General features: G+C 43.8%; 12 protein-coding genes. 7 read left to right on the top strand and 5 right to left on the bottom strand.

Going from position 1 to position 19629, the window contains the following annotated elements; translation table 11 throughout:
• The first annotated feature begins 10 nt into the window (after window positions 1-10).
• The 3 genes from L4D20_RS17955 to L4D20_RS17945 all read left to right on the top strand — a co-directional run bounded on the left by L4D20_RS17955 (window position 11) and on the right by L4D20_RS17945 (window position 4999).
• Window positions 11-1363, top strand: coding sequence for a GH1 family beta-glucosidase (locus tag L4D20_RS17955; protein WP_428802962.1), 1353 nt, complete (start codon window positions 11-13; stop codon window positions 1361-1363).
• Complete coding sequence (locus L4D20_RS17950; protein WP_428802961.1) at window positions 1363-2463, top strand: ABC transporter ATP-binding protein; 1101 nt, start codon at window positions 1363-1365, stop codon at window positions 2461-2463. The genes L4D20_RS17955 and L4D20_RS17950 overlap by 1 nt, the downstream gene beginning before the upstream one ends.
• Window positions 2464-2581: 118 nt before the next feature.
• Entirely contained in the window at window positions 2582-4999 is a 2418-nt protein-coding gene (locus tag L4D20_RS17945; protein ID WP_428802960.1) for a glycoside hydrolase family 94 protein, read from the top strand.
• A gap of 79 nt (window positions 5000-5078) precedes the next feature.
• On the opposite strand, the gene L4D20_RS17940 is transcribed toward L4D20_RS17945, so the two are convergent.
• Entirely contained in the window at window positions 5079-6041 is a 963-nt protein-coding gene (locus L4D20_RS17940) for an aldose 1-epimerase (RefSeq protein WP_428802959.1), read from the bottom strand.
• Between the two features lie 67 nt (window positions 6042-6108).
• Between L4D20_RS17940 and L4D20_RS17935 the strand changes: the two genes are divergently transcribed.
• Together L4D20_RS17935 and L4D20_RS17930 are read left to right on the top strand one after the other, a co-directional pair.
• Complete coding sequence (locus L4D20_RS17935) at window positions 6109-9186, top strand: GH116 family glycosyl hydrolase (protein ID WP_428802958.1); 3078 nt, start codon at window positions 6109-6111, stop codon at window positions 9184-9186.
• A gap of 248 nt (window positions 9187-9434) precedes the next feature.
• A complete protein-coding gene (locus L4D20_RS17930; RefSeq protein WP_428802957.1) occupies window positions 9435-10448 on the top strand; it encodes a LacI family DNA-binding transcriptional regulator in 1014 nt (337 codons plus the stop codon).
• A gap of 182 nt (window positions 10449-10630) precedes the next feature.
• Here L4D20_RS17930 and L4D20_RS17925 read toward each other — a convergent pair whose 3' ends face one another.
• The 4 genes from L4D20_RS17925 to L4D20_RS17910 form a co-directional block, all read right to left on the bottom strand.
• Window positions 10631-13168, bottom strand: a complete 2538-nt coding sequence (locus L4D20_RS17925; RefSeq protein ID WP_428802956.1) for a choice-of-anchor D domain-containing protein — start codon at window positions 13166-13168, stop codon at window positions 10631-10633.
• Window positions 13169-13344: 176 nt separating this feature from the next.
• The gene (locus L4D20_RS17920; protein ID WP_428802955.1) at window positions 13345-14664 is read right to left on the bottom strand and encodes a TRAP transporter large permease; all 1320 of its coding nucleotides are present in this window, start codon (window positions 14662-14664) and stop codon (window positions 13345-13347) included.
• Window positions 14654-15415, bottom strand: a complete 762-nt coding sequence (locus L4D20_RS17915) for a TRAP transporter small permease subunit (protein WP_428802954.1) — start codon at window positions 15413-15415, stop codon at window positions 14654-14656. Before L4D20_RS17915 ends, L4D20_RS17920 begins: the two co-directional genes overlap by 11 nt.
• 52 nt (window positions 15416-15467) lie before the next feature.
• A complete protein-coding gene (locus L4D20_RS17910) occupies window positions 15468-16484 on the bottom strand; it encodes a TRAP transporter substrate-binding protein (protein ID WP_428802953.1) in 1017 nt (338 codons plus the stop codon).
• 236 nt (window positions 16485-16720) lie between these two features.
• Between L4D20_RS17910 and L4D20_RS17905 the strand changes: the two genes are divergently transcribed.
• Together L4D20_RS17905 and gabT are read left to right on the top strand one after the other, a co-directional pair.
• Window positions 16721-18148: an NAD-dependent succinate-semialdehyde dehydrogenase gene (locus tag L4D20_RS17905; protein WP_428802952.1), complete on the top strand. Its 1428-nt coding sequence runs from the start codon at window positions 16721-16723 to the stop codon at window positions 18146-18148.
• A gap of 66 nt (window positions 18149-18214) precedes the next feature.
• Entirely contained in the window at window positions 18215-19501 is a 1287-nt protein-coding gene (gene gabT / locus L4D20_RS17900; protein WP_428802951.1) for a 4-aminobutyrate--2-oxoglutarate transaminase, read from the top strand.
• The last annotated feature ends 128 nt before the right edge of the window (window positions 19502-19629 follow it).

Below are 19629 nucleotides of genomic sequence, written 5' to 3'. Positions count from 1 at the left end.
GGTGACGACAATGAATAAATATCAACTTCCAAATGATTCAAAGCTGCTTCAATCTGACTTTGTCTTTGGTGTTGCGACGTCGTCTTACCAAATTGAAGGTGGTGCAGCCGAAGGAGGCCGCACCCCATCAATCTGGGACACGTTCTGTAATACACCGAACAAGGTTGATAACGGCGACAACGGTGATATCGCTTGTGACCATTACCATTTGTGGAAAAACGATATTGAAATGATTCAAGGTTTAGGCGTTGATGCTTACCGATTATCAATCGCTTGGCCTCGTATTATGCCGCAAGACGGTGTAGTGAACGCTGAAGGGCTAGCATTTTACGAGCAGATTATCGATGAGTGCCATGCTCGTGGTATGCAAGTGTACGTAACACTGTATCACTGGGATCTGCCTCAATATCTTGAAGATAAAGGCGGCTGGCTAAATCGTGAGACGTCGTACAAGTTTGCTGAATACGCACAAGCAGTCAGTGCGCACTTTGGTAATAAAATCGATGTTTACACCACATTAAATGAACCGTTTGTTTCTGCTTTCTTAGGCTATCGTTGGGGCATTCATGCACCGGGCATCAAGGGTGAAAGAGAAGGTTTCTTAGCTTCACATCACTTAATGCTTGCACATGGATTAGCAATGCCAATCCTGCGTAAGAATGCACCAGATGCTAAGCATGGCATCGTGTTTAACGCGACACCGGCTTACCCAGAAACGCTTAAAGATCAAGGCGCAGCTGATTACAGTGAAGCGGAGAACTACCACTGGTTTATGGACCCTGTATTAAAGGGCGAGTACCCACAGTTGGTTGTTGATCGCCAAGCAGAAAATATGCCGATGATCCTAGAAGGTGACTTAGACATCATCAGTGCACCTGTGGATTACGTTGGCATCAACTATTACTCACGTGATGTGATGCGCTACAACGAAAACGGCGATATCGAAAAAGTAACGCAAGAAGACGCTGAGCATACCTACATTGGGTGGGAAGTTTATCCTCAAGGTCTGACTGATTTACTCATTCGTATCAATGAACGTTATGAGAACATTCCACCGCTATACATCACTGAAAACGGTGCTGCGGGTGATGATACAGAAGTGATTGATGGCGAGGTCAACGATGATCAACGCGTTCGTTACTTCCAGACTCACCTAAACGCAGTCGATCAAGCTATTAGAGCTGGCGTTAAGGTCGATGGATATTTTGCATGGAGTTTGATGGACAATTTTGAATGGTCCTTTGGCTACTGCCAACGTTTTGGCATGGTCCACGTCGATTACCAAACTCAACAAAGAACACTGAAACAGAGCGCAATTGCGTATCGAAATACGCTGCTAGCGCGCGCTGAGGAGAACAAATAATGGCTAAAGTAGAATTTAAGAACATCAAAAAATCATTTGGTGACGTAGAAGTAGTAAAGCACTTTGATTTCACGGTAAACGATGGCGAATTTGTGGTTTTCCTTGGCCCATCAGGCTGTGGTAAATCAACAACGCTGCGTATGCTTGCAGGTCTTGAGGATATCTCTTCAGGCGATATCTACGTTGGCGATAAGCTGATGAATAAGATTGATGCGAAAGATCGTGATCTTGCAATGGTATTCCAAAGCTACGCGCTTTACCCGCACATGACCGTGTATGAAAACATCGCTTTTGCACTAAAGCTAAAAGGCATGCCAAAAGCTGAAATTGATACCGAAGTTCGTAAAGCGGCAACAATGCTAGAGCTTGATCCACTGCTTGAGCGTAAGCCAAAAGAGCTATCTGGTGGTCAACGTCAACGCGTAGCGATGGGCCGTGCGATGGTTCGTACTCCGAAGGTTTTCCTATTCGATGAGCCGCTATCTAACCTAGATGCGAAACTTCGTGGCGTGATGCGTGAAGAGATCAAACACCTTCACCGTGAGTTAAAGACTACGACTATTTATGTAACGCACGATCAGATTGAAGCGATGACGCTTGCTGACCGTATTGTGATCTTAAAAGACGGTTACGTAGCGCAAGTAGGTACACCAACTGAAGTATTCCAACGCCCTGCTAATAAATTCGTTGCACAGTTCATTGGTAACCCTTCAATGAACATGCTTGAAGCAAAACTTATCGAAAAAGAAGGCGAATTCTTTGTTGAGCTAGGTGATGTACATATCCCATTGCCAGAGCGTTTTAAAGAACGTGCATCTAAAAATCTCGCACTTCATTTTGGTGTTCGTCCAACGGATATTCACCTACGTCAAGAGCAAGTGGATCATGATCGCGTCCTGCCATTCCCTGTGAAAATTAAAGATAAAGAGTTACTTGGTGCAAGCATTCTGTTGAAAACAGAAATTGGTGATCAGCCTCTGATGGTTGAAACCCAAGCGGCGGAAGTGGATGTAGATTCATTAACAATGTATCTGGATCTTGATGCTTTCCACCTATTTGATGCACTAAGCGAAAACTCGCTAGCAAGCCCTGAGCTTTAATTTATCGAATAAGTGATTTAGATAAATAAAATGCGCGGGGGTAGTACTCCCGCGTGTTGAATCAGATTTAATTTTAACTTCAGCTCTCTCAATTGAGGCAGGGCTAGGGATAGTGACGATGAAATTCGGATATTTTGACGACAATAACAAAGAATATGTCGCAACAACGCCATGCACACCTATCAAGTGGTGTAACTATGTAGGTACGCTAGATTTTGGTGGTATTGTCGATAGTAACGGTGGCGTGCTGCTTTGTAAGGGCGATCCTGCGCTTAACCGCATCACTAAATACATTGCTCAACTGCCAAATTCAGATTTTAAAGGTTCAACGCTTTACCTTAAGGTTCGTGATTCGAAAGGTAACGTTGAAGTCTTTTCACCGTTCTACACACCAACGCTAAAACCGTTAGACAAATTTGAAAACCACACAGGCCTTTCTTACACAACCATCATTGCTGAAGCGTTTGGTGTTCGTTGTGAAGCGACGTTCTTCGTACCTAACGATGCACCAGTATTACTGCAAGATATCAAAGTCACTAACATCAGTGACCAAGAGCTGCATGTAGATGTTGTTCCTGTGTATGAATTTACTCACTTTGATGCGCTAAAACAGTTGCTTAACGCCGACTGGGTGCCGCAAACAATGACGTTGAATGCGCATAAGCAAGAATCAGGTCATACGGTACTAGAGCAGTTTGCCTTTATGAAGCGTGACTATGCAGTGAACTTAATGACAGCGGACCGCGTTGCAACATCATTTGATGGTGATCGTCAAAAATTCATTGGTAACTCTGGCTACGGAAGTTGGGCTGCACCGACAGCGCTTAACGAAGAAGAGTTAGGTAATAACGAATGTTTACGTGGTGATAATATCGGCGCGTTAAATCTACGATTAGGTTGGTTATCACCAAAACAGACAGAACGTACCATCGTTCAGCTGACGCAGATGGAAAGCTTTGAACAAGCAGAACCAATGCTGGCGAAATACCGCGATCACGCTGTTGTTGATGATGCCTTTGCTGCACTTGCGACACAGTGGGATAACTACTTAGCAACAGTGCAAGTTGAAACGCCAGATCCGGCAATGAACTCAATGCTGAATGTTCATAACCCTCGTCAGTGTCATACCACGAAAAACTGGTCTCGTTACCTATCACTATACCAACTTGGTTATGGCGCACGTGGTATCGGCTTCCGTGATTCGTCACAAGATACTCTGGGTGTTATCACACATATGCCAGAAGAGGCTCGCGAGTTCATTGAGCGTCTATTGTCGGTTCAAAACACCGACGGTTCAGCGATGCACCAGTTCTTCCCATCAACGATGGAAGCGAACGCAGGTGATTCTCGTGAAGAGGAAGATCGCCCTGATTACTACGGTGATGACCATCTATGGATCATCTATGCCGTTACGCAATATGTGAAAGAGACGGGTAATGCGACGTTCTTAGATAAAGAGATCCCGTTCTACCAGAAAGATAAAGAAGGCAATGTTGTTGAGTCGGCAAGCGTGTGGGAACACTTATGTCGTTCAATTAACTTTACTTACAGCAATACCGGCGCTCATGGCTTGCCACTATTAGGCTTTGCCGACTGGAACGATACAGTGAACCTGCCAACAGGTGCTGAATCGATGATGGTTGCGAACATGTACGGTAAAGCTCTGCTTGATATGCTGGACTTATGTGAACTCCGTGAAGAAACAGACTTGGCGAAGCAGTTCCAAGGTCAATACGAGCAAATGCAATCAACCGTGAATGAGTGTGGTTGGGATGGTGAATGGTTTATTCGTTACTTTGATGAAGCCGGGGCTCCAATCGGCTCACACACCAACGATCAAGGTCAAATCTACACCAATGGTCAAAGCTGGCCTGTTATTTCTGGCTTTGCTCCACAAGAGCGTGCAACTCAAGCGCTAGACTCTGTCTACAACAAACTGAATACAGCAAACGGTATCAAGCTTTCAACTCCAGGTTATAACGGTTTTGATCCAAAACTAGGCGGTGTTTCCACTTACCCACCAGGGGCGAAAGAGAATGGCGGTATCTTCCTGCACTCTAACCCTTGGGTAATGATTGCAGAAGCGAAGATGGGTAACGGCGAGCGTGCTTACGAGTACTACCGTCAGATTAACCCAGCGTCTAAAAATGATGATATCGACACCTTTGAGTCAGAGCCGTACTGTTACCCACAAAACATCTTGGGTGATGAGCATGAACAGTTTGGTTTAGGCCGTAATGCTTGGTTATCAGGCACGTCTTCTTGGACTTATGTTGCTGGTACTCAGTGGATTCTTGGTGTGCGCCCAGAGGTTGATGGCTTACTTGTTGACCCTTGTATCCCAAGTGAATGGCCTGAGTTCAAGGTGCGTCGACAGTTCCGTGGTGCGGTGTACAACATACATGTAACCAACCCAAATAACGTATGTAAAGGTGTTGTTGAGATGCGTGTTAACGGTGATTTGATTGATGGTAATAAAGCGCCAGTCTTTACCTCTGGTGAACATCAGATTGAAGTTACCCTTGGCAAAAAGTAGAAGCTAAAAACGTAGGGCACTCATTGAGTGCCCTTTATTACTTTATTGTTCCATTTAAACGAACATGAACACCGTGTGGCTAGGCTTTATAAACAGCCTGACATTGCCATTGAAACTGGCTTCGCTGATGAGGGTGAAGTGTCAGTAGACCGATTCGATTATTGAATGCATTAGCAGGACAAGTCATCGGTTCGATAGCAAGGCTTGATTCGTTATCCGGCGTATAAAGCTGAATAAATGGATAACTCGTATCTTGTTGGTAGTGAAGAGCTGTATTTCCATCTTTGCTTTGAAGCGACAGCTCAATTGGGCTTTGAAGATCAAATTCAAAGCAATGATTTAGCGACACATTAGCAAGAGAAGACGGGGTACTAAAACGGTTGAACGGGTACTTATTACCACTTGGAAGGTCGTTAATGTGTTCGAGTTCAACGCAGTTTGGCATGGTTAGTAAGCACTGCTCGCGAGGAACGTTCAACGTAAAGTAAGGGTGCCAAGCATCTCCATAAGGAAAAGATTGAGAGCCTAGGTTCTCTATGGAAGTAGAACAGCGAAGTTGACCCGATAGGTCAATCTGATAAGTAATATCAAGAACAAACGCGTGAGGAAACTGAGGATGTAATGCATCCGTTTTATAACGCAACGTGACTGAGGCTTGGTTGTTATCAGCCGATGAGTTAATTACGTCAAAGGGTTGGTTATAAAGCAGTCCATGAACCGCGTGCTCAGACCAAGGGAAGTTGGCCGGTAGCTGATAATGTTGATCATCAAATTGATATTCACCATTAGCAAGGCGGTTTGGAAATGGGAAGAGCTTCGCACTACGAGAAAAGTAGGGGTTCTGGTCGGTCAGTTCTTGAGGGTTTGAATAGCCTTGAATAAATGAAAATGGGCTATGGTTTACGATGTATTTATTAATAATCGCGCCAAATCCATTAATTATTTGCAGTTCTATACCGTGTTCGACATTTAATATTGTGACTGAGTCGTAATTACCAAATGTTTCTTTTTCTATTTTAAACGGTTTATTTGTAGTTAACATGGTTACTATCTCCATTTTATAGAGATAGTAACAATCAAAATAAAATATACAATGTTGGATTTTAAAAATGATGAATAAAATTCCATATACAAGCTACCAAGGTAGTGCAAAGACATTATGCCAGAAAGGCGATGCGGTTGAATTTATCCAGCCATGGTACACGCCTATTTCTACAACCCCAGAAAATACGGGGATGGCGGTGGGTGGTATCGGTAATACGTTCACACTGACGCCTAATGGTGACACACCTAATTTTAGCTTTATTCCCGGTATTTTCATTGACTGTACTGAGGAAGAAATCCACTTTAATGACTTCTACGCATCGGTAATGAGTCCGGCTTCCCTTGATTGTCTGGAAATTAGCGATCTAGACAAGGTTAAAACGTTTGTAAACTATTACCCTGCCTTATTTGATGGTGTGGAAATTGATTTTTCTCAAAGTGTTGATGTTGTTGGTGTTATTAAATCTGCGTTGATTAATCGACGGTTTTATCTAGAGAATAAAGAGTCTTTCTTGCGTTGGAATATAGAGTTTTCAAGTAAAACACAATTATTTATTGATGAAGACCCAAGTTCATTTAGCACTCAAATTCATGTCGCATTGGATTTTTTCAACGGATTGTTAATTAACAATACAACGAAAGCGTTGTCGCTGACCGCAAATAGGCAGTCAGACGTTGCCTCTATTGATGGCGAGAATATTCACTATCAAGCGTTGTACCCAATGGCTCAATACAAGTACGACAGCTTTGATGATGTGAAAATCACTCGTAAAGTAGTATCGCCGCTGGTTAAAGACGACAAAAAGCTGTGTTCATTACCTCTGCACTGGAACCACTTCGAACTAAAAAACCGTTCCGATAAAACTCAGATTGTTACCTTGGTTCAGCCACTCGCAAACCTGATTGGATCAACGTACAAAAAAGGTCGAGATGGTATTCAAGACTCGGCGTGTACATTGACGCAAAACGCCATAGCTCAACGCCACGAAACCATCGGTTTTGAACATGAAGGAACACTTTTCTCGGGTGTCTGTTTAGAGAGCGATTCACCTTATCAAAGTGATGTTGAAGGTCAGGTTATTTACGGTGTGCAAGCTGATAAAGCACAAGTTAAATCCGGCAAAGTGTCTGTGTCTGTTAAGCCGTCAATTTATACAACGAAGGTGCAAGATCAGGTAACGAGAGCGCTATATAGTGGCCGAGTAAACAGTGAGTTTGCTAAAGGAATCTACAGCGGTCGTGAACCATTAAGCGCCGTGGTTTCTGTGCAAGTAGAGCTTGAGCCGGGTGAATCGGTTGAACTACGCTTTGCGCAAGTGATGGACCACAGCAAGATCTCGTTAAATGGTTGGGAATCAAGTAAAGCGTACACTCAATTCTTCCCTCAAGAGAGTAAAGCCAAAGCCATTTTAGACGAGTGCTTGCCTCAGTTGGCATCTATTGAGCAGCGTATCATCGCTCAGCAGCAAGATTTAATTGCTGATGCACGTAAAAAGATTACCGACGCAGATACAACACTTCGTTTTTCTACGATGGCGATGAATACCTTGTCGTTTTTGTCAGAATCGACGGTGTGGGATTGCCAAGATAAATTCCTAGTTAAAGAGTGCGTGGACTATCCATTTTTTAACTCACTTGATGTGTATTTCTACGGCTCGTTCTCTCTGCTCTACTTGCTACCAGAGTTAGATGGTTGTGTGATGAAAGAGTTCGCCAATGCCATCCTAGCGCAAGACGATACTGTTCGTCGTTATTGGGAATACGAAGACCAGCCTAACGCTGAGCTGTGCGACGATAAATTCCAAGGAACACGAGCGATTCGCGGTGCGGTTATTCATGACTTAGGTAGCCCTTACGACATCCAGCCAGATGCATATAGCTGGCACAATGTGAAAGAGTGGAAAGACTTAGCGCCGAAGTACATCCTTATGGTTCTTCGTCACTACAAACACAGCAACGATCTGTCAGTTGTTCAGTCTTGCTGGCAAGCGGTGAAAGAGAGTATCGATTTCTTATCTGGATTGATTGAAGAAGGGGATACACTACCACTTACTCGCGGCACCGATGACACGTTTGATAACCTCTCCTCCCATGGTATCTCTATTTACTGTGCAAGCTTGTGGGCTGCTGGCCTTAAAGCCGGCAATGAACTTGCATTGCTAATGGGTGAGAAGGAGTTAGCACAAGATTACTTGACTCGCTCAGAGCAAGCGCTAGAAACAGTAGAACAAAGTTTATGGGATGAACAAGCGGGCTATTATCATTTCTACGTAACGCCAATTCAAGCTAAGCACCTAACGGGTAATGGGTACGAGCAACTTGAAACGCTTGGTCTAACGTTATCAGGCAATGCGATTGATGATAAAAATCTACTCAATGATTATTTGAATCAAACGGATACAAGCAGCTCACTGAGTAAAGTAGAACAACGTCTGTTTAAAAAACAGCAGCTATCTGAAGTCGCACCGAACGCATTTACTGAGTCTTACCAATCGTTGTTGCTTGATTCTGACAACAGCTTTGGTGATGCGCTGCTTGCGGACAGTTATCTAAAACTTATTGGTTTAGACGGACTATTTCCACAAGAACGAATTGATCGTGCGTTGGATTTTGTATATGAACAGAATTTTGTCAATAACAGCCCTCAACTGGGTGTGGCAAATATGACGCTAGCGGATGGCGCTCCACATGAAGCTTTTCAAGCGCAAGACGTTTGGATTGGTGTGCAGTTCAGCGTCGCAACAGCGCTTAACCTAGCCGGTAAATACGACAAAGCACAAACATTAATGGACACTGTATATACCGCTTTATACCAATACGCCAAGATCCCTTTCGCAGCACCAGAAGGCTTTAACTGTTCTGTTGCGGTGGATGAAACCATGTTGGTTGATGAATTTACCATTGATTCGGAGACCGCAGCTGCTTGGTTAAGTGGCTTAAAGCAGACACATTGCTTATTGGCTGATGGTCGAGTGAACCCGGAGCTTACAACTGATACTTACGCGTTTAGTACCTTGATGACATCATCTGTTGAGCATGGGATGCAAGAGTGCCTACATAAGTATCTGTTAAGTACCGGATTAAAATATACGGCTGGTCGCTACTTTAGACCTGGAATGATCTTCGCATATCTTTATAAATAAAGACGTTAAGTTCACGAGCCAAACGTTTACTTGCGCTATGTTTATTAAGTATGCTTACTAAGTATTTTATTAATAGTGCGGGTAAACATTGGTAAGGGAAGGAGGTGGAAGACTTACGATATGGTTAAATGGAAAGCAGTTAACCGAACGGTTTTCCATAAAGATCCCGTTTTGTGGTTACGCTGATTGAATTCGTAAATTTCATGAGTAATCTGCGTTTCTTGCTTGCTAAATGAGGTGTATATATTATGACAAAAAAGACCAAAACACCGACTGTTTACGATGTTGCTAAACTTGCAGGGGTTTCGCCGAGCACAGTATCTCGCTTTTTAAATCGTACGACTTACGTGTCAGACGATAAGAGCCAGAATATTGAACAGGCGATTAAGACAATAGGGTACAAGCCGAGCTATCCAGTGCAGCAAAAGACCAATCGTCGTTCAATGACTATTGGTGTTTTAGTTCAGCATCCAGATAGCCCTTATACCAGTCGTATATTAAATGATATGGAGAAGACATTGATCGCTCAGGGTTATTCTTTAGTGATCGCGACAGGGCACTGGCAGAGTAAACTTGAAGCGCATGCACTTGAGTATTTGACCAAGAATAATGTCGATGGAATCATCATTGTTACCGGCCATTTAAAACAAGAGGCCATTTTAAAAACAGCGGAATCAATTCCTGTTGTCACCGTTGGCTATGATGTGGAAGGTAAAAACATTCGTAGTTTGAACTTGAACAACAACCTGGGCGGATATATTGCGACCTTGCACTTGCTTCAACAAGGTCACGTGAATATTGCTCATATTAAAGGGTTATCCAGTCAACCAGATTCGAGTGCTCGTTATGAAGGTTACAAAAAAGCCTTGGCGGAATCGGAAATCAAAGTTAATCCGAAACTGGTAAAGCAGGGTAACTTTAGTAGTGAGATGGGTTATGAGAAAACCATTGAATTACTGGATTCTAAAGTTCACTTCTCAGCCATTTTTGCCGCAAATGATCAAACCGCTTATGGCGCGATGAAAGCCTTAACAGACCGTGGTTATAAAGTGCCTGAAGATGTTTCAATCGTTGGATTTGATGATCTTCCGGAATCTAAGTATTTCACTCCTGCGCTCACTACGCTGCGTCAGCCAATTGAAGAAATTGGCGCTGTTTGTGCCGAATCAATTTTAAATCTACTTTCTGGCGAAAGGCACGACGCGCGTTTACCACCGATTGATTTGATCGTTCGTCAATCAACTAAGTCGATTTATCGATAAGGTTATGTTTACCGTTGATTACTTGGGCATTGCGGGGGCTTTACTTAAATAGTCGATGGTGAATGAACTGACAAAAATGAAAGCCAAGCAGCGTCTCAATGACTTTGCTTGGCTTTTTTAATGGCTTTGATTTGACTATTTCAGCTTAGTTGGCTTAGATAATCAAATTGAAAACAATAGCTTTATTGGCAGTAAGCGTTCAGTTTTCCTGCCTCTGTAATCGCTAAATCCCACGCAAACTCATTGTTATCACTCACGTAATAGTAGATAACATCATTAGGGAGCATCACAAACTGGATACCACCGTAACCTGACATGTAAGGTACGTAGGTTTCACACCCTTGTGAGACGGTTTTCAATTTCGCCCACACACTGTTGCTGTAGTATTTACTGTCGCTACGAACATCAAGTGGTGGTGACGCTGGATCGTTAAACAGTGCGATTTCCAGTTCACTTGGGTCAAGCATCTGCTGACCATTGATGACTCCTCGGTCTATCGAGGTAAACTTCACAATTTTCACAATGTCATCGCGCAGATAGGTTAAGCCGTATCCGCCAAATGGCATCGCTTCTGAATCGTAAGTTCGACGTGTGTCTTTGGTCCCTTCATCAACGTTAAGCGGCGTCCAGATATCGTTAACAATGATGTCATCAAAGATATCGGCTTGATTTCCTCTCTCTCCTTTTACGAAGTTTTGCGCCGCCACCGTAGCGATATAGGTATCAGTAGTATGGTAGTTAAAGAAGGTGCCCGGCGTTGCTTTGCGCGGGTAACGACTCAGTGAATAATCGAGCTTTCCTGCATGATCAAGGACTAAGAAGAACCCGGTATCGTTGGCTGTTGAATACTCGTCACTTAAATAACCTGACGATAGTCGGTAGTTACCCGTTGCCATATCAATTGCATTGTTTGGTGTAACGTCGTTCCAATCACCGTCAGGATCATTCGCAGCTTGTAGAATATGATCGGTCAATTGGCTGTCCATGTAACCCGGATACAGTGCTTCTAGGCGCATTGACGCTGTACCTGCTAACGCTGTTTTCGCCGTTGAGTAGGAAGGGACTCTCAATCGGTCACAGTATGGGTGCGTGCCTTGTCGTGTTTCACAACCGCCAGAGTAGTGAATACCGTTGTAGTAAACCCCATAGACGGACATATGATCCGGTGACACTTCACTTGAGTGACCAAAGTTAGCAGCGTTTACTCCTGAGCTTGGGTAGTCTGAGGCAAGTTCGCTGATTGGACGCATTTCGATTTTGCTGGATTCGTACGTCTGGTGGGCCTGTTTAATCTGTAAGCTATTGGTAACGGTTTGCTGTGTGTATTGCGCATCGACACTTCCCCACATATCAAATTGGTAGTAAAGACAAGTTTCAGACGCGATTTGGTAAGAAACCTGACTAATAGATTGATCATTAAACGTAAAACTCATGACACCGTTGTGAACACAGTTGGAATTCTTTTGCATCAGAGAGAAAGGCAAGGCAGCACGTGAGTCACCATTGTCAGAGTTCTCTTTCCAAACACGTCCTGGTTCTAAAATGTACTCCCAATATTCGTGAGAGCTTAATTGGATTCCTCGCTGTACAGGGATTAAGTGTGTTCCACTTTGCACAAACTTAAAGTCAAAATCTGGGATATGCTTACGTGGATCGTCAGCGTTAGAGGTGTAGCGGAAGGTATCCTTGTGTTCGGTAAACTGCCCGATACCGGCTGTTGCTGGCGAACTTAATTGAATACGCCCTTCAAGCTGATGATCTGGCTGCGCCGCTTCACTTGGAACAGCAACAGCAGAGGTTTGGGTTAGGTAGGTGATTGGATTATTGCTATTAAGCTCTTGGTGCGTGAGTTCTGTCCGAGAGACATTTCCACTGCCATAAAGTGGATCATAATTTTCAATGTATCCTTCACCTTGATCCGCAGTTCCACTGCCCGTTAACGAGACTTGCGCATTGGGTGTATTCGGATCGTTGCTTGATATCGTCAAATTACTATTATGTGTGCCTGAAAAAGAGGGAGTAAAAGAGAGGGTGAGCGCACATGATTGGTTCTGACTTAATGTTGAGCTAGAGCAATTATCTTGCGTTATTGCAAAATCACCGTTTGGTGGTGAAAGACTTGTGATGGAAAGATCTTCGGTTCCACTGTTCGTGATATCAAGGTTTTGGCTGACATTGCTATCGACTTGGATTGAACCAAAACTGACAGTGCTTGTTACGTCGATGCTTGGTTGTGGTGAGCTTGTTTGACCATCACCGCTAACCAGTACTTCTTCAACATAACAGTGGTCGGCCGTACCAGTGGCCGCTCGAAAACGTAAATCGAGTGTGTTGGCATTGGCAATATTGGCCGAGTTAAAGACAAAGTTGCCATTGTCTTGCCCGTTGCCTAACGAAGAAAGTTGAGTGTAGTTAGAATTGCCATCAAGCGCGTACTCGGCATAACAGTAGTCAGCACTCTCAAGTAACCTAGCCGCCATGTAATAGCTTACCGACACATTGGAGTGATTGGAGACATCAATTTGCCTGTTAATCTGCCCCGTTTGCTTTAAGTAAGCCGATAACCCATCAATCACAACACTGCTGTTGGTTGATGCGTTACCGCTGGTTTGCCAGTTTGATAGCCCCGCATTGAAGTTATCCTCAAAGAGGGTATCCGCATGAGCATGAGTGACCATCATTCCACTGATCAGCAATGGAATATAAGTTGAGACGTTCATCTTTATTTCTCCATTTTAGTGAGCTGAGACTACTGTTATTCAAGCCCGGATTTTGCTGGGTTTTCATAACCTTCAGTTTTTGTAATGCACAGGTGTAAAGCTCCCCTTCACGTTAGTGAAGTCATTAGAGAAGGAGAGCGAGCTTGTTGTCTAGTTGGGTGTCGGTTTTAGATTTGTCAGTTCATCATTTGATTCGGCAGCCACAAGATGGTTTGTGGAAAGGCCATGCAAATTATGAGAACAAGGAATTGAACCAAGATAAATGGAGTCACTGAACGATAGATGTCCATCATAGTGACACCTTTTGGAGCTATGCCTTTTAAGTAAAACAGCGCGAAACCGTACGGGGGTGTTTGTACAGCAATGACGATATTCAAAATCATCAATACGCCAAACCAGATTGGGTCATAGCCCAACATGACTGCAACAGGAGTGAAGATGGGCGCGCACATCAGTACGATGATGAATTCATCGATGATGAAACCAAGCAATAACATAATGATTTGGAACATGATGATGATCATTATGGGTGGAAGATCTAACCCTGTGGCAAACTGAGCCACCATATTCTGCACGCCCATTAATAGGTGGAAGTTACTGAATATGGATGCGCCTAGTATTATCCACATCGCGACACTGACCAGTAACGCGGTTTGAATGCCTGCTTTGTGCATCATTTGAGGTTTAAAACGTTTAAACAAAATCGCCAATATAATCGCGCCGACCACACCAATGGCGCCTGACTCTGTTGGCGTTGCAATCCCCATAATAATACTGCCAAGTACTGCAACGATGAGAAGCAGTGATGAAGCGCCATCGCGTATGGTATTAAACTTCTCTAGCCCGCTTGGGACTTCTATGTCATTTTCTTCATCTCGAGGTGCTCTACTAGGGTTCAATTTACAAGAGATAACGACATAAGTGATCAACAGTGTGATGGTGATTAATGCAGGACCAAGCGCACCTAAAAACATTCGACCTACAGAGTTTTGCGTGGCAGAAGCAAACATGATCATTGGTATGCTCGGTGGAATCAAAATGCCCAACGAACCGCCGGCCATAATGACGCCAAGTGCAAGTTTTTTATCGTAGCCGCGATCGAGCATAGGCTTTAAGGCGATGCTGCTTGAGGTCATGATGCCCGCGCCAATAATGCCGACCATTGCACCAATCATAGAGCAGACGCCAATAACACTGATGGCAAGTGAGCCTCGAACGCGGCCAATCATCAGTTGACTGGCGTTGAACATCGCATCACCAATGCCGGAGCGTGTGAGCAGTTGACCCATGTAGATATATAGGGGAATAGCGAGAAGAATGAAACTAAAGAATGTTGATTCAACTGTGGTGGGAATGATGTTGAATAGGGTGTCACCCCAAGTGAGGTAACCAATTCCCATTGCTATACCGGCTAGCGCAAGTCCAACTTGAGCACCTAATGCGAAGGCGACTAATATACACGCTAATAAAACTAGCGTTAACGTTTCAATTCCCATGTTCGCCTCCTACAGAAACATTGACAGATTCAGCGTGGTTGGCCGATTTTTCGTTATCTGATTTTTCTTTATTCGCTAACTTCCCTTGGTTCGTTAACTTTGTCTGATTAGCTAACTTCCCTTGGTTTATTAACTTCGTATCGGCATTATCCGGTTGGTTTTGCGCTGCGTGTTCTTCTTGGTATAAACCCGGAAGTAACTCACGACCTGTGATAAGAGCAAAACAGTGATTGATAAATTGCACTGAATATTCGGCGATGAAAATAACGCTCGCCACAGTGATCATTAACCAAAAGTGATGAACGCTCGGGGCCCATTCTGATTGACGTTTAAAGCCGTATTCGAGTGTTTCGAGGAATTTTTCAAAGCAAATGTTGGCCATCACGACTAAAAAGCCAACAGCGAGTATGATGGTTATTAAACTGAATAGGCGCTTAACGGTCATAGGCACATGGAGGTAGAGAACATCGACATTAATGTGCGATTTTTTCTGTTGTGCGTAAGCCCCGCCTAATGCTGAGATATAGCCAAATAGAAACAGAGATGTGTCATAGGCCCAGATGGTCGGTGAATCTAGAAAATAACGAGCCAATACTTCATAGGCGACGATGCCAGCCAGTAATGGAATAAGAAATGAAACACTTCGACCTATAGCCCATACAACGTATCGCACAGCTCGGCAATAATTAAGCAATATGGTCTCAAATTTGTTTCGTTCCGATTTTAGGTTAACCCTTGAAGAGTCTAGCATCCTGCCTCCAAAAAAGAGGTGAGCATGACGCTCACCTTATCTTTACTTCTTGTTAAAGCTGTTGTAATTGGTCGATTAGCTTTTTCGAATATTTGTCTTGGTCTGAGTACTCTTTCGCCAATGTTTTACCTGCATCACTCCACGCTTGGATGTCAGCGGCTGTTGGTTCAGGACTCCATTTCAGACCTTTCTCTTCCATTTGAGCCACGGCTTGTGATTCCCAAAGAATAGATTTTGTCATCTGCTGTTGAGCGTGAACGGTTGTTGCAGCACTTACGATTGCTTGAAGATCTTTTGGTAGTTTGTTGTATTCTTTCGTGTTGACAACGATAGGCAATACTTGAGCACCCGCTAGAGGCAGTTTATACATGTATTTAGCGACTTCTACGTGGTTACCATCGCGGTGATCAATCATGTTAGAGCCGATTGAACCGTCGATAACGCCCGTTGCTAGAGATGTGTAGATTTCACTCCAAGACAGTGATACTGGAGCAGCGCCTAGATTGCGTAGGAACTTGCCGTAAGCACCGGGAGCACGGATTTTTAGGCCTTTAAAGTCTTCAATAGACTTAATTTCTGTTTTAGTAATGATGTAAACAGGTGGCTGGATATAAGGTGCAAGCCATGTCATCCCTTGTGAACCGTACGCATCTTTTAATGTGTCTGCCCAACCTTGCTCGTGGAACAGAGTCGACAGCTTACCTACATCCGCTGTACCGCCAGGTAGACCAATTTCAACTACACCAGCAGGAAGCTCACCCGCATGCATTGATTGGAACGGTGCGCCCATGGTAACAAGGCCAGATTTAACAGAAGAAAGGATGCCGCTGGTACCAACGCCTTCACCTGAATACAGAACTTGTACCTTAATGCGTCCGTCTGACATAACTTCAATGTTTTTGGCTAGGTTTTCGTACACTTCACCGTAAGCCGTTCCACGGCCATAAAGGTTAGCAAAGCGCCAGTTATATTCAGCAGCGTAAGAGAGGGTTGAAGCGACTACTGATGTGACACCAATTGCAGCAGCTAGTAACCCACTTAATAGTTTATTTCCTTTCATATTAGACATTTATTTGCCCTCATCCTTTTGTTTTTTGATTTCGCATAATCGAGATATGTTACGCAAATGTTTCATTTATCAATATAGAGAGAGTTTATTCTTGGTGTTAGAACCAGATGAGAACTTCATGTGGTACCAGCCAAAAAAAACCTTGGTACCATCGTTAAACCTCAACTGGTTCTTAGTGTTTCTATCAACCTAGCTTATGATTTTTATAACATCCGGTATCAATGGAGCCTTGTGAAATGGAATTAATTGTAAATAAGTTGTTGCTATCAAAGTTGTGTGCGGAAGGTGATAACTCGATTGCTGTATATAATCCCGCAGATGACAGTGTTGTAGGTTATATACCTTCATTAACGAGTTCGGAGATCTATCAGAAAGTTGAACAATCTAAAGTAGCTCAGCAGCTGTGGCAGAAGAAAACCGCTTCAGAGCGTTGCGCCGTTCTACAGCGTTGGTACCAGTTAGTGCATGACAATGCAGATGATCTGGCACGTATCATGACTCTAGAGCAGGGAAAACCATTGGCTGAAGCGAAAGGTGAGGTGATGTATGGCGCTTCATTTATTCAGTGGTTTGCTGAAGAGGGCAAACGAACGTATGGCGAAACTATCCCAACGCCAGCGACCAACAAACGTGTGATGACGATTAAACAACCTGTTGGTGTCACAGCCTCTATCACGCCTTGGAACTTTCCTATCGCGATGATTACACGTAAAGCCGCGCCAGCATTGGCGGCAGGTTGTAGTTGCCTTGTGAAACCGGCGAATCAAACGCCTCTATCTGCTTATGCAATTGCTGAACTTGCTTATCAAGCGGGTTTGCCAGAAGACTTACTGGTGGTCGTGAATAATCACTCATCAGTCGTGGTAGGGGATATTTTTAGTAATCATGAAGATATTAAAAAGCTCTCTTTTACTGGTTCAACAGAAGTGGGTCGAACGCTCATCAAGTTAACAGCCGATACCGTTAAACGCACATCAATGGAGCTAGGTGGTAATGCCCCATTTATTGTATTTGATGATGCTGATCTTGATGCTGCTGTTACGGGAGCGGTTGCTTCTAAGTTTCGAAATGCGGGTCAAACATGTGTTTGCGCCAATCGCTTTTATGTTCATGACTCGGTTTATGATCAGTTTGTCGATAAGTTTATTACCGCAGTGAGTCATTTAAAAATTGGTAATGGCTTAGATGAGGGCGTGTCGATTGGTCCATTAATCGATAAAAAAGCCAAAACTAATATTTTGCGTCTTTTGGATCAAGCGCAGGCGCAAGGTGCTGAGCTGCGTTTTGGTGGTGAAAGCCTAGAAGGCAACTTCATTCAACCAGCGATATTGACGGAAGTGACTCAAGAGATGAGCATTATTAGTCAGGAGATATTTGGGCCGATCGCACCAGTGGTACGTTTTACTGATACGGACGATCTTATTGAAAAAGCGAACGATACCATTTATGGACTAGCTAGCTATTTCTATACCAAGGATCTTAACCGAGCTTTCAAGGTCGCAGAAGCGCTTGAATATGGCATGGTTGGAATCAATGAAGGGATCATCTCTACAGAAGTTGCGCCATTTGGCGGAGTCAAACAGTCTGGATTTGGCCGCGAAGGGGCAAGACAAGGAATTGAAGAGTATTTGAGCACCAAGTACATCTGCCTAGGTGGTATGTAGGCGAACCATCGAATTCGCACAGCGGATTTTTGAATACGGATAAATGGAAGAGAAGGAAAGCGTATTATGAGCAATATGCAGTGGCAACAAAGAAAAGAGCAGGTGATTGCTAGAGGAATGGGCAACCTTGCTCCTATTTACGCTCAATCTGCATCAAATGCAACAATCATTGATGTTGAAGGAAATGAGTATATTGATTTCGCTGCGGGTATTGCTGTTACCAACACAGGCCATTCGCACCCAAAAATTATAGAAGCGGTAAAAGCTCAACTGGATAACTTTAGCCATACGTGTGCGATGGTCACGCCTTATCCGAGCTTTGTTGAGCTAGCAGAAAAGTTGGTGGATCTCGCTCCCGGTGATTGTGAGAAAAAAGCTATTTTTTTAACCACAGGAGCAGAAGCGGTTGAAAACGCGATTAAAGTAGCGCGAGCGCACACCAAACGAAGCGGTGTCATTGCGTTTAAAGGTGGCTTTCACGGTCGCACCAATATGTGTATGGGGCTGACTGGAAAGGTTGCACCCTATAAAGCGGATTTTGGTCCATTTCCAAATGAAATATATCACGCGCCTTTCCCTAATCAATACCACGGCATAAGCAACGAACAAAGCCTAGCGGCATTAGATGATTTGTTTGCTTGCGCTATTGAACCTAGCCGTGTTGCAGCGATCATTTTTGAACCTGTTCAAGGTGAAGGGGGCTTTTATCAAGCGCCTAAAGCGTGGGCACAGCAAGTTCGAGCTTTGTGTGACAAACATGGAATCGTATTAATTTGTGATGAAATTCAAACAGGGTTTGCCAGAACAGGGGCGATGTTTGCCTCTGAACACCTTGAGATAACGCCAGACTTAACCACTATGGCAAAAGGCATCGCGGGTGGCTTCCCTATCTCTGCTGTTGTGGGTAACGCTGAAATTATGGACTCCGCTAACCCTGGCGGTTTAGGCGGCACTTACGCAGGTTCGCCATTGGCTTGTGTTGCTGGGCTTGCAGTTCTTGAAGTTATTAGACATGAATGTTTATGTGAACGTGCCAACGAAGTGGGGGGCGAGTTCAAACGTCGCTTAGACCGAATGCAAACAGAGATCCCGGAAATTGGTGACATTCGTCAAATCGGGGCGATGATAGCGATAGAGCTAAATGATCCCGATACAGGTGCTCCATTAGTCAATATAACAAAAGGGTTAGTACAAGCAGCAGCGAAAGAAGGTTTGATCTTGCTCTCTTGTGGCGTTAAGGCCAACGTGATTCGCTTTCTTCCGCCATTAACAATTGATCAAGAGGCTATTAATAAGGGCTTAGATATTGTTAATCATGAACTCAATAGATTGCTTGTTAGTCATAACCCTTAAATAGGCCACTCTACGTATAAAAACACTTAGTGCTCTTCACTCTTGTGGAATTGGCACTAAGTGTTTCTTATTTGTGAGACTTAAATCTCGGATATTAACATTTTCATAACCAATACTAGTGACAGTTC

The organism is Vibrio kyushuensis (genome assembly GCF_050337325.1).
Lineage (GTDB): Bacteria > Pseudomonadota > Gammaproteobacteria > Enterobacterales > Vibrionaceae > Vibrio > Vibrio kyushuensis.
Note: the sequence above shows the minus strand (reverse complement) of the source record. Positions and strands in the feature narration are given on the sequence as shown.

Bases quoted from the DNA above. Each gene is read 5' to 3' on its own strand.
- L4D20_RS17955 (WP_428802962.1), top strand. From the start codon at position 11: ATGAATAAATATCAACTTCCAAATGATTCAAAGCTGCTTCAATCTGAC.
- L4D20_RS17950 (WP_428802961.1), top strand. From the start codon at position 1,363: ATGGCTAAAGTAGAATTTAAGAACATCAAAAAATCATTTGGTGACGTA.
- L4D20_RS17945 (WP_428802960.1), top strand. From the start codon at position 2,582: ATGAAATTCGGATATTTTGACGACAATAACAAAGAATATGTCGCAACA.
- L4D20_RS17940 (WP_428802959.1), bottom strand. From the start codon at position 6,041: ATGTTAACTACAAATAAACCGTTTAAAATAGAAAAAGAAACATTTGGT.
- L4D20_RS17935 (WP_428802958.1), top strand. From the start codon at position 6,109: ATGATGAATAAAATTCCATATACAAGCTACCAAGGTAGTGCAAAGACA.
- L4D20_RS17930 (WP_428802957.1), top strand. From the start codon at position 9,435: ATGACAAAAAAGACCAAAACACCGACTGTTTACGATGTTGCTAAACTT.
- L4D20_RS17925 (WP_428802956.1), bottom strand. From the start codon at position 13,168: ATGAACGTCTCAACTTATATTCCATTGCTGATCAGTGGAATGATGGTC.
- L4D20_RS17920 (WP_428802955.1), bottom strand. From the start codon at position 14,664: ATGGGAATTGAAACGTTAACGCTAGTTTTATTAGCGTGTATATTAGTC.
- L4D20_RS17915 (WP_428802954.1), bottom strand. From the start codon at position 15,415: ATGCTAGACTCTTCAAGGGTTAACCTAAAATCGGAACGAAACAAATTT.
- L4D20_RS17910 (WP_428802953.1), bottom strand. From the start codon at position 16,484: ATGTCTAATATGAAAGGAAATAAACTATTAAGTGGGTTACTAGCTGCT.
- L4D20_RS17905 (WP_428802952.1), top strand. From the start codon at position 16,721: ATGGAATTAATTGTAAATAAGTTGTTGCTATCAAAGTTGTGTGCGGAA.
- gabT (WP_428802951.1), top strand. From the start codon at position 18,215: ATGAGCAATATGCAGTGGCAACAAAGAAAAGAGCAGGTGATTGCTAGA.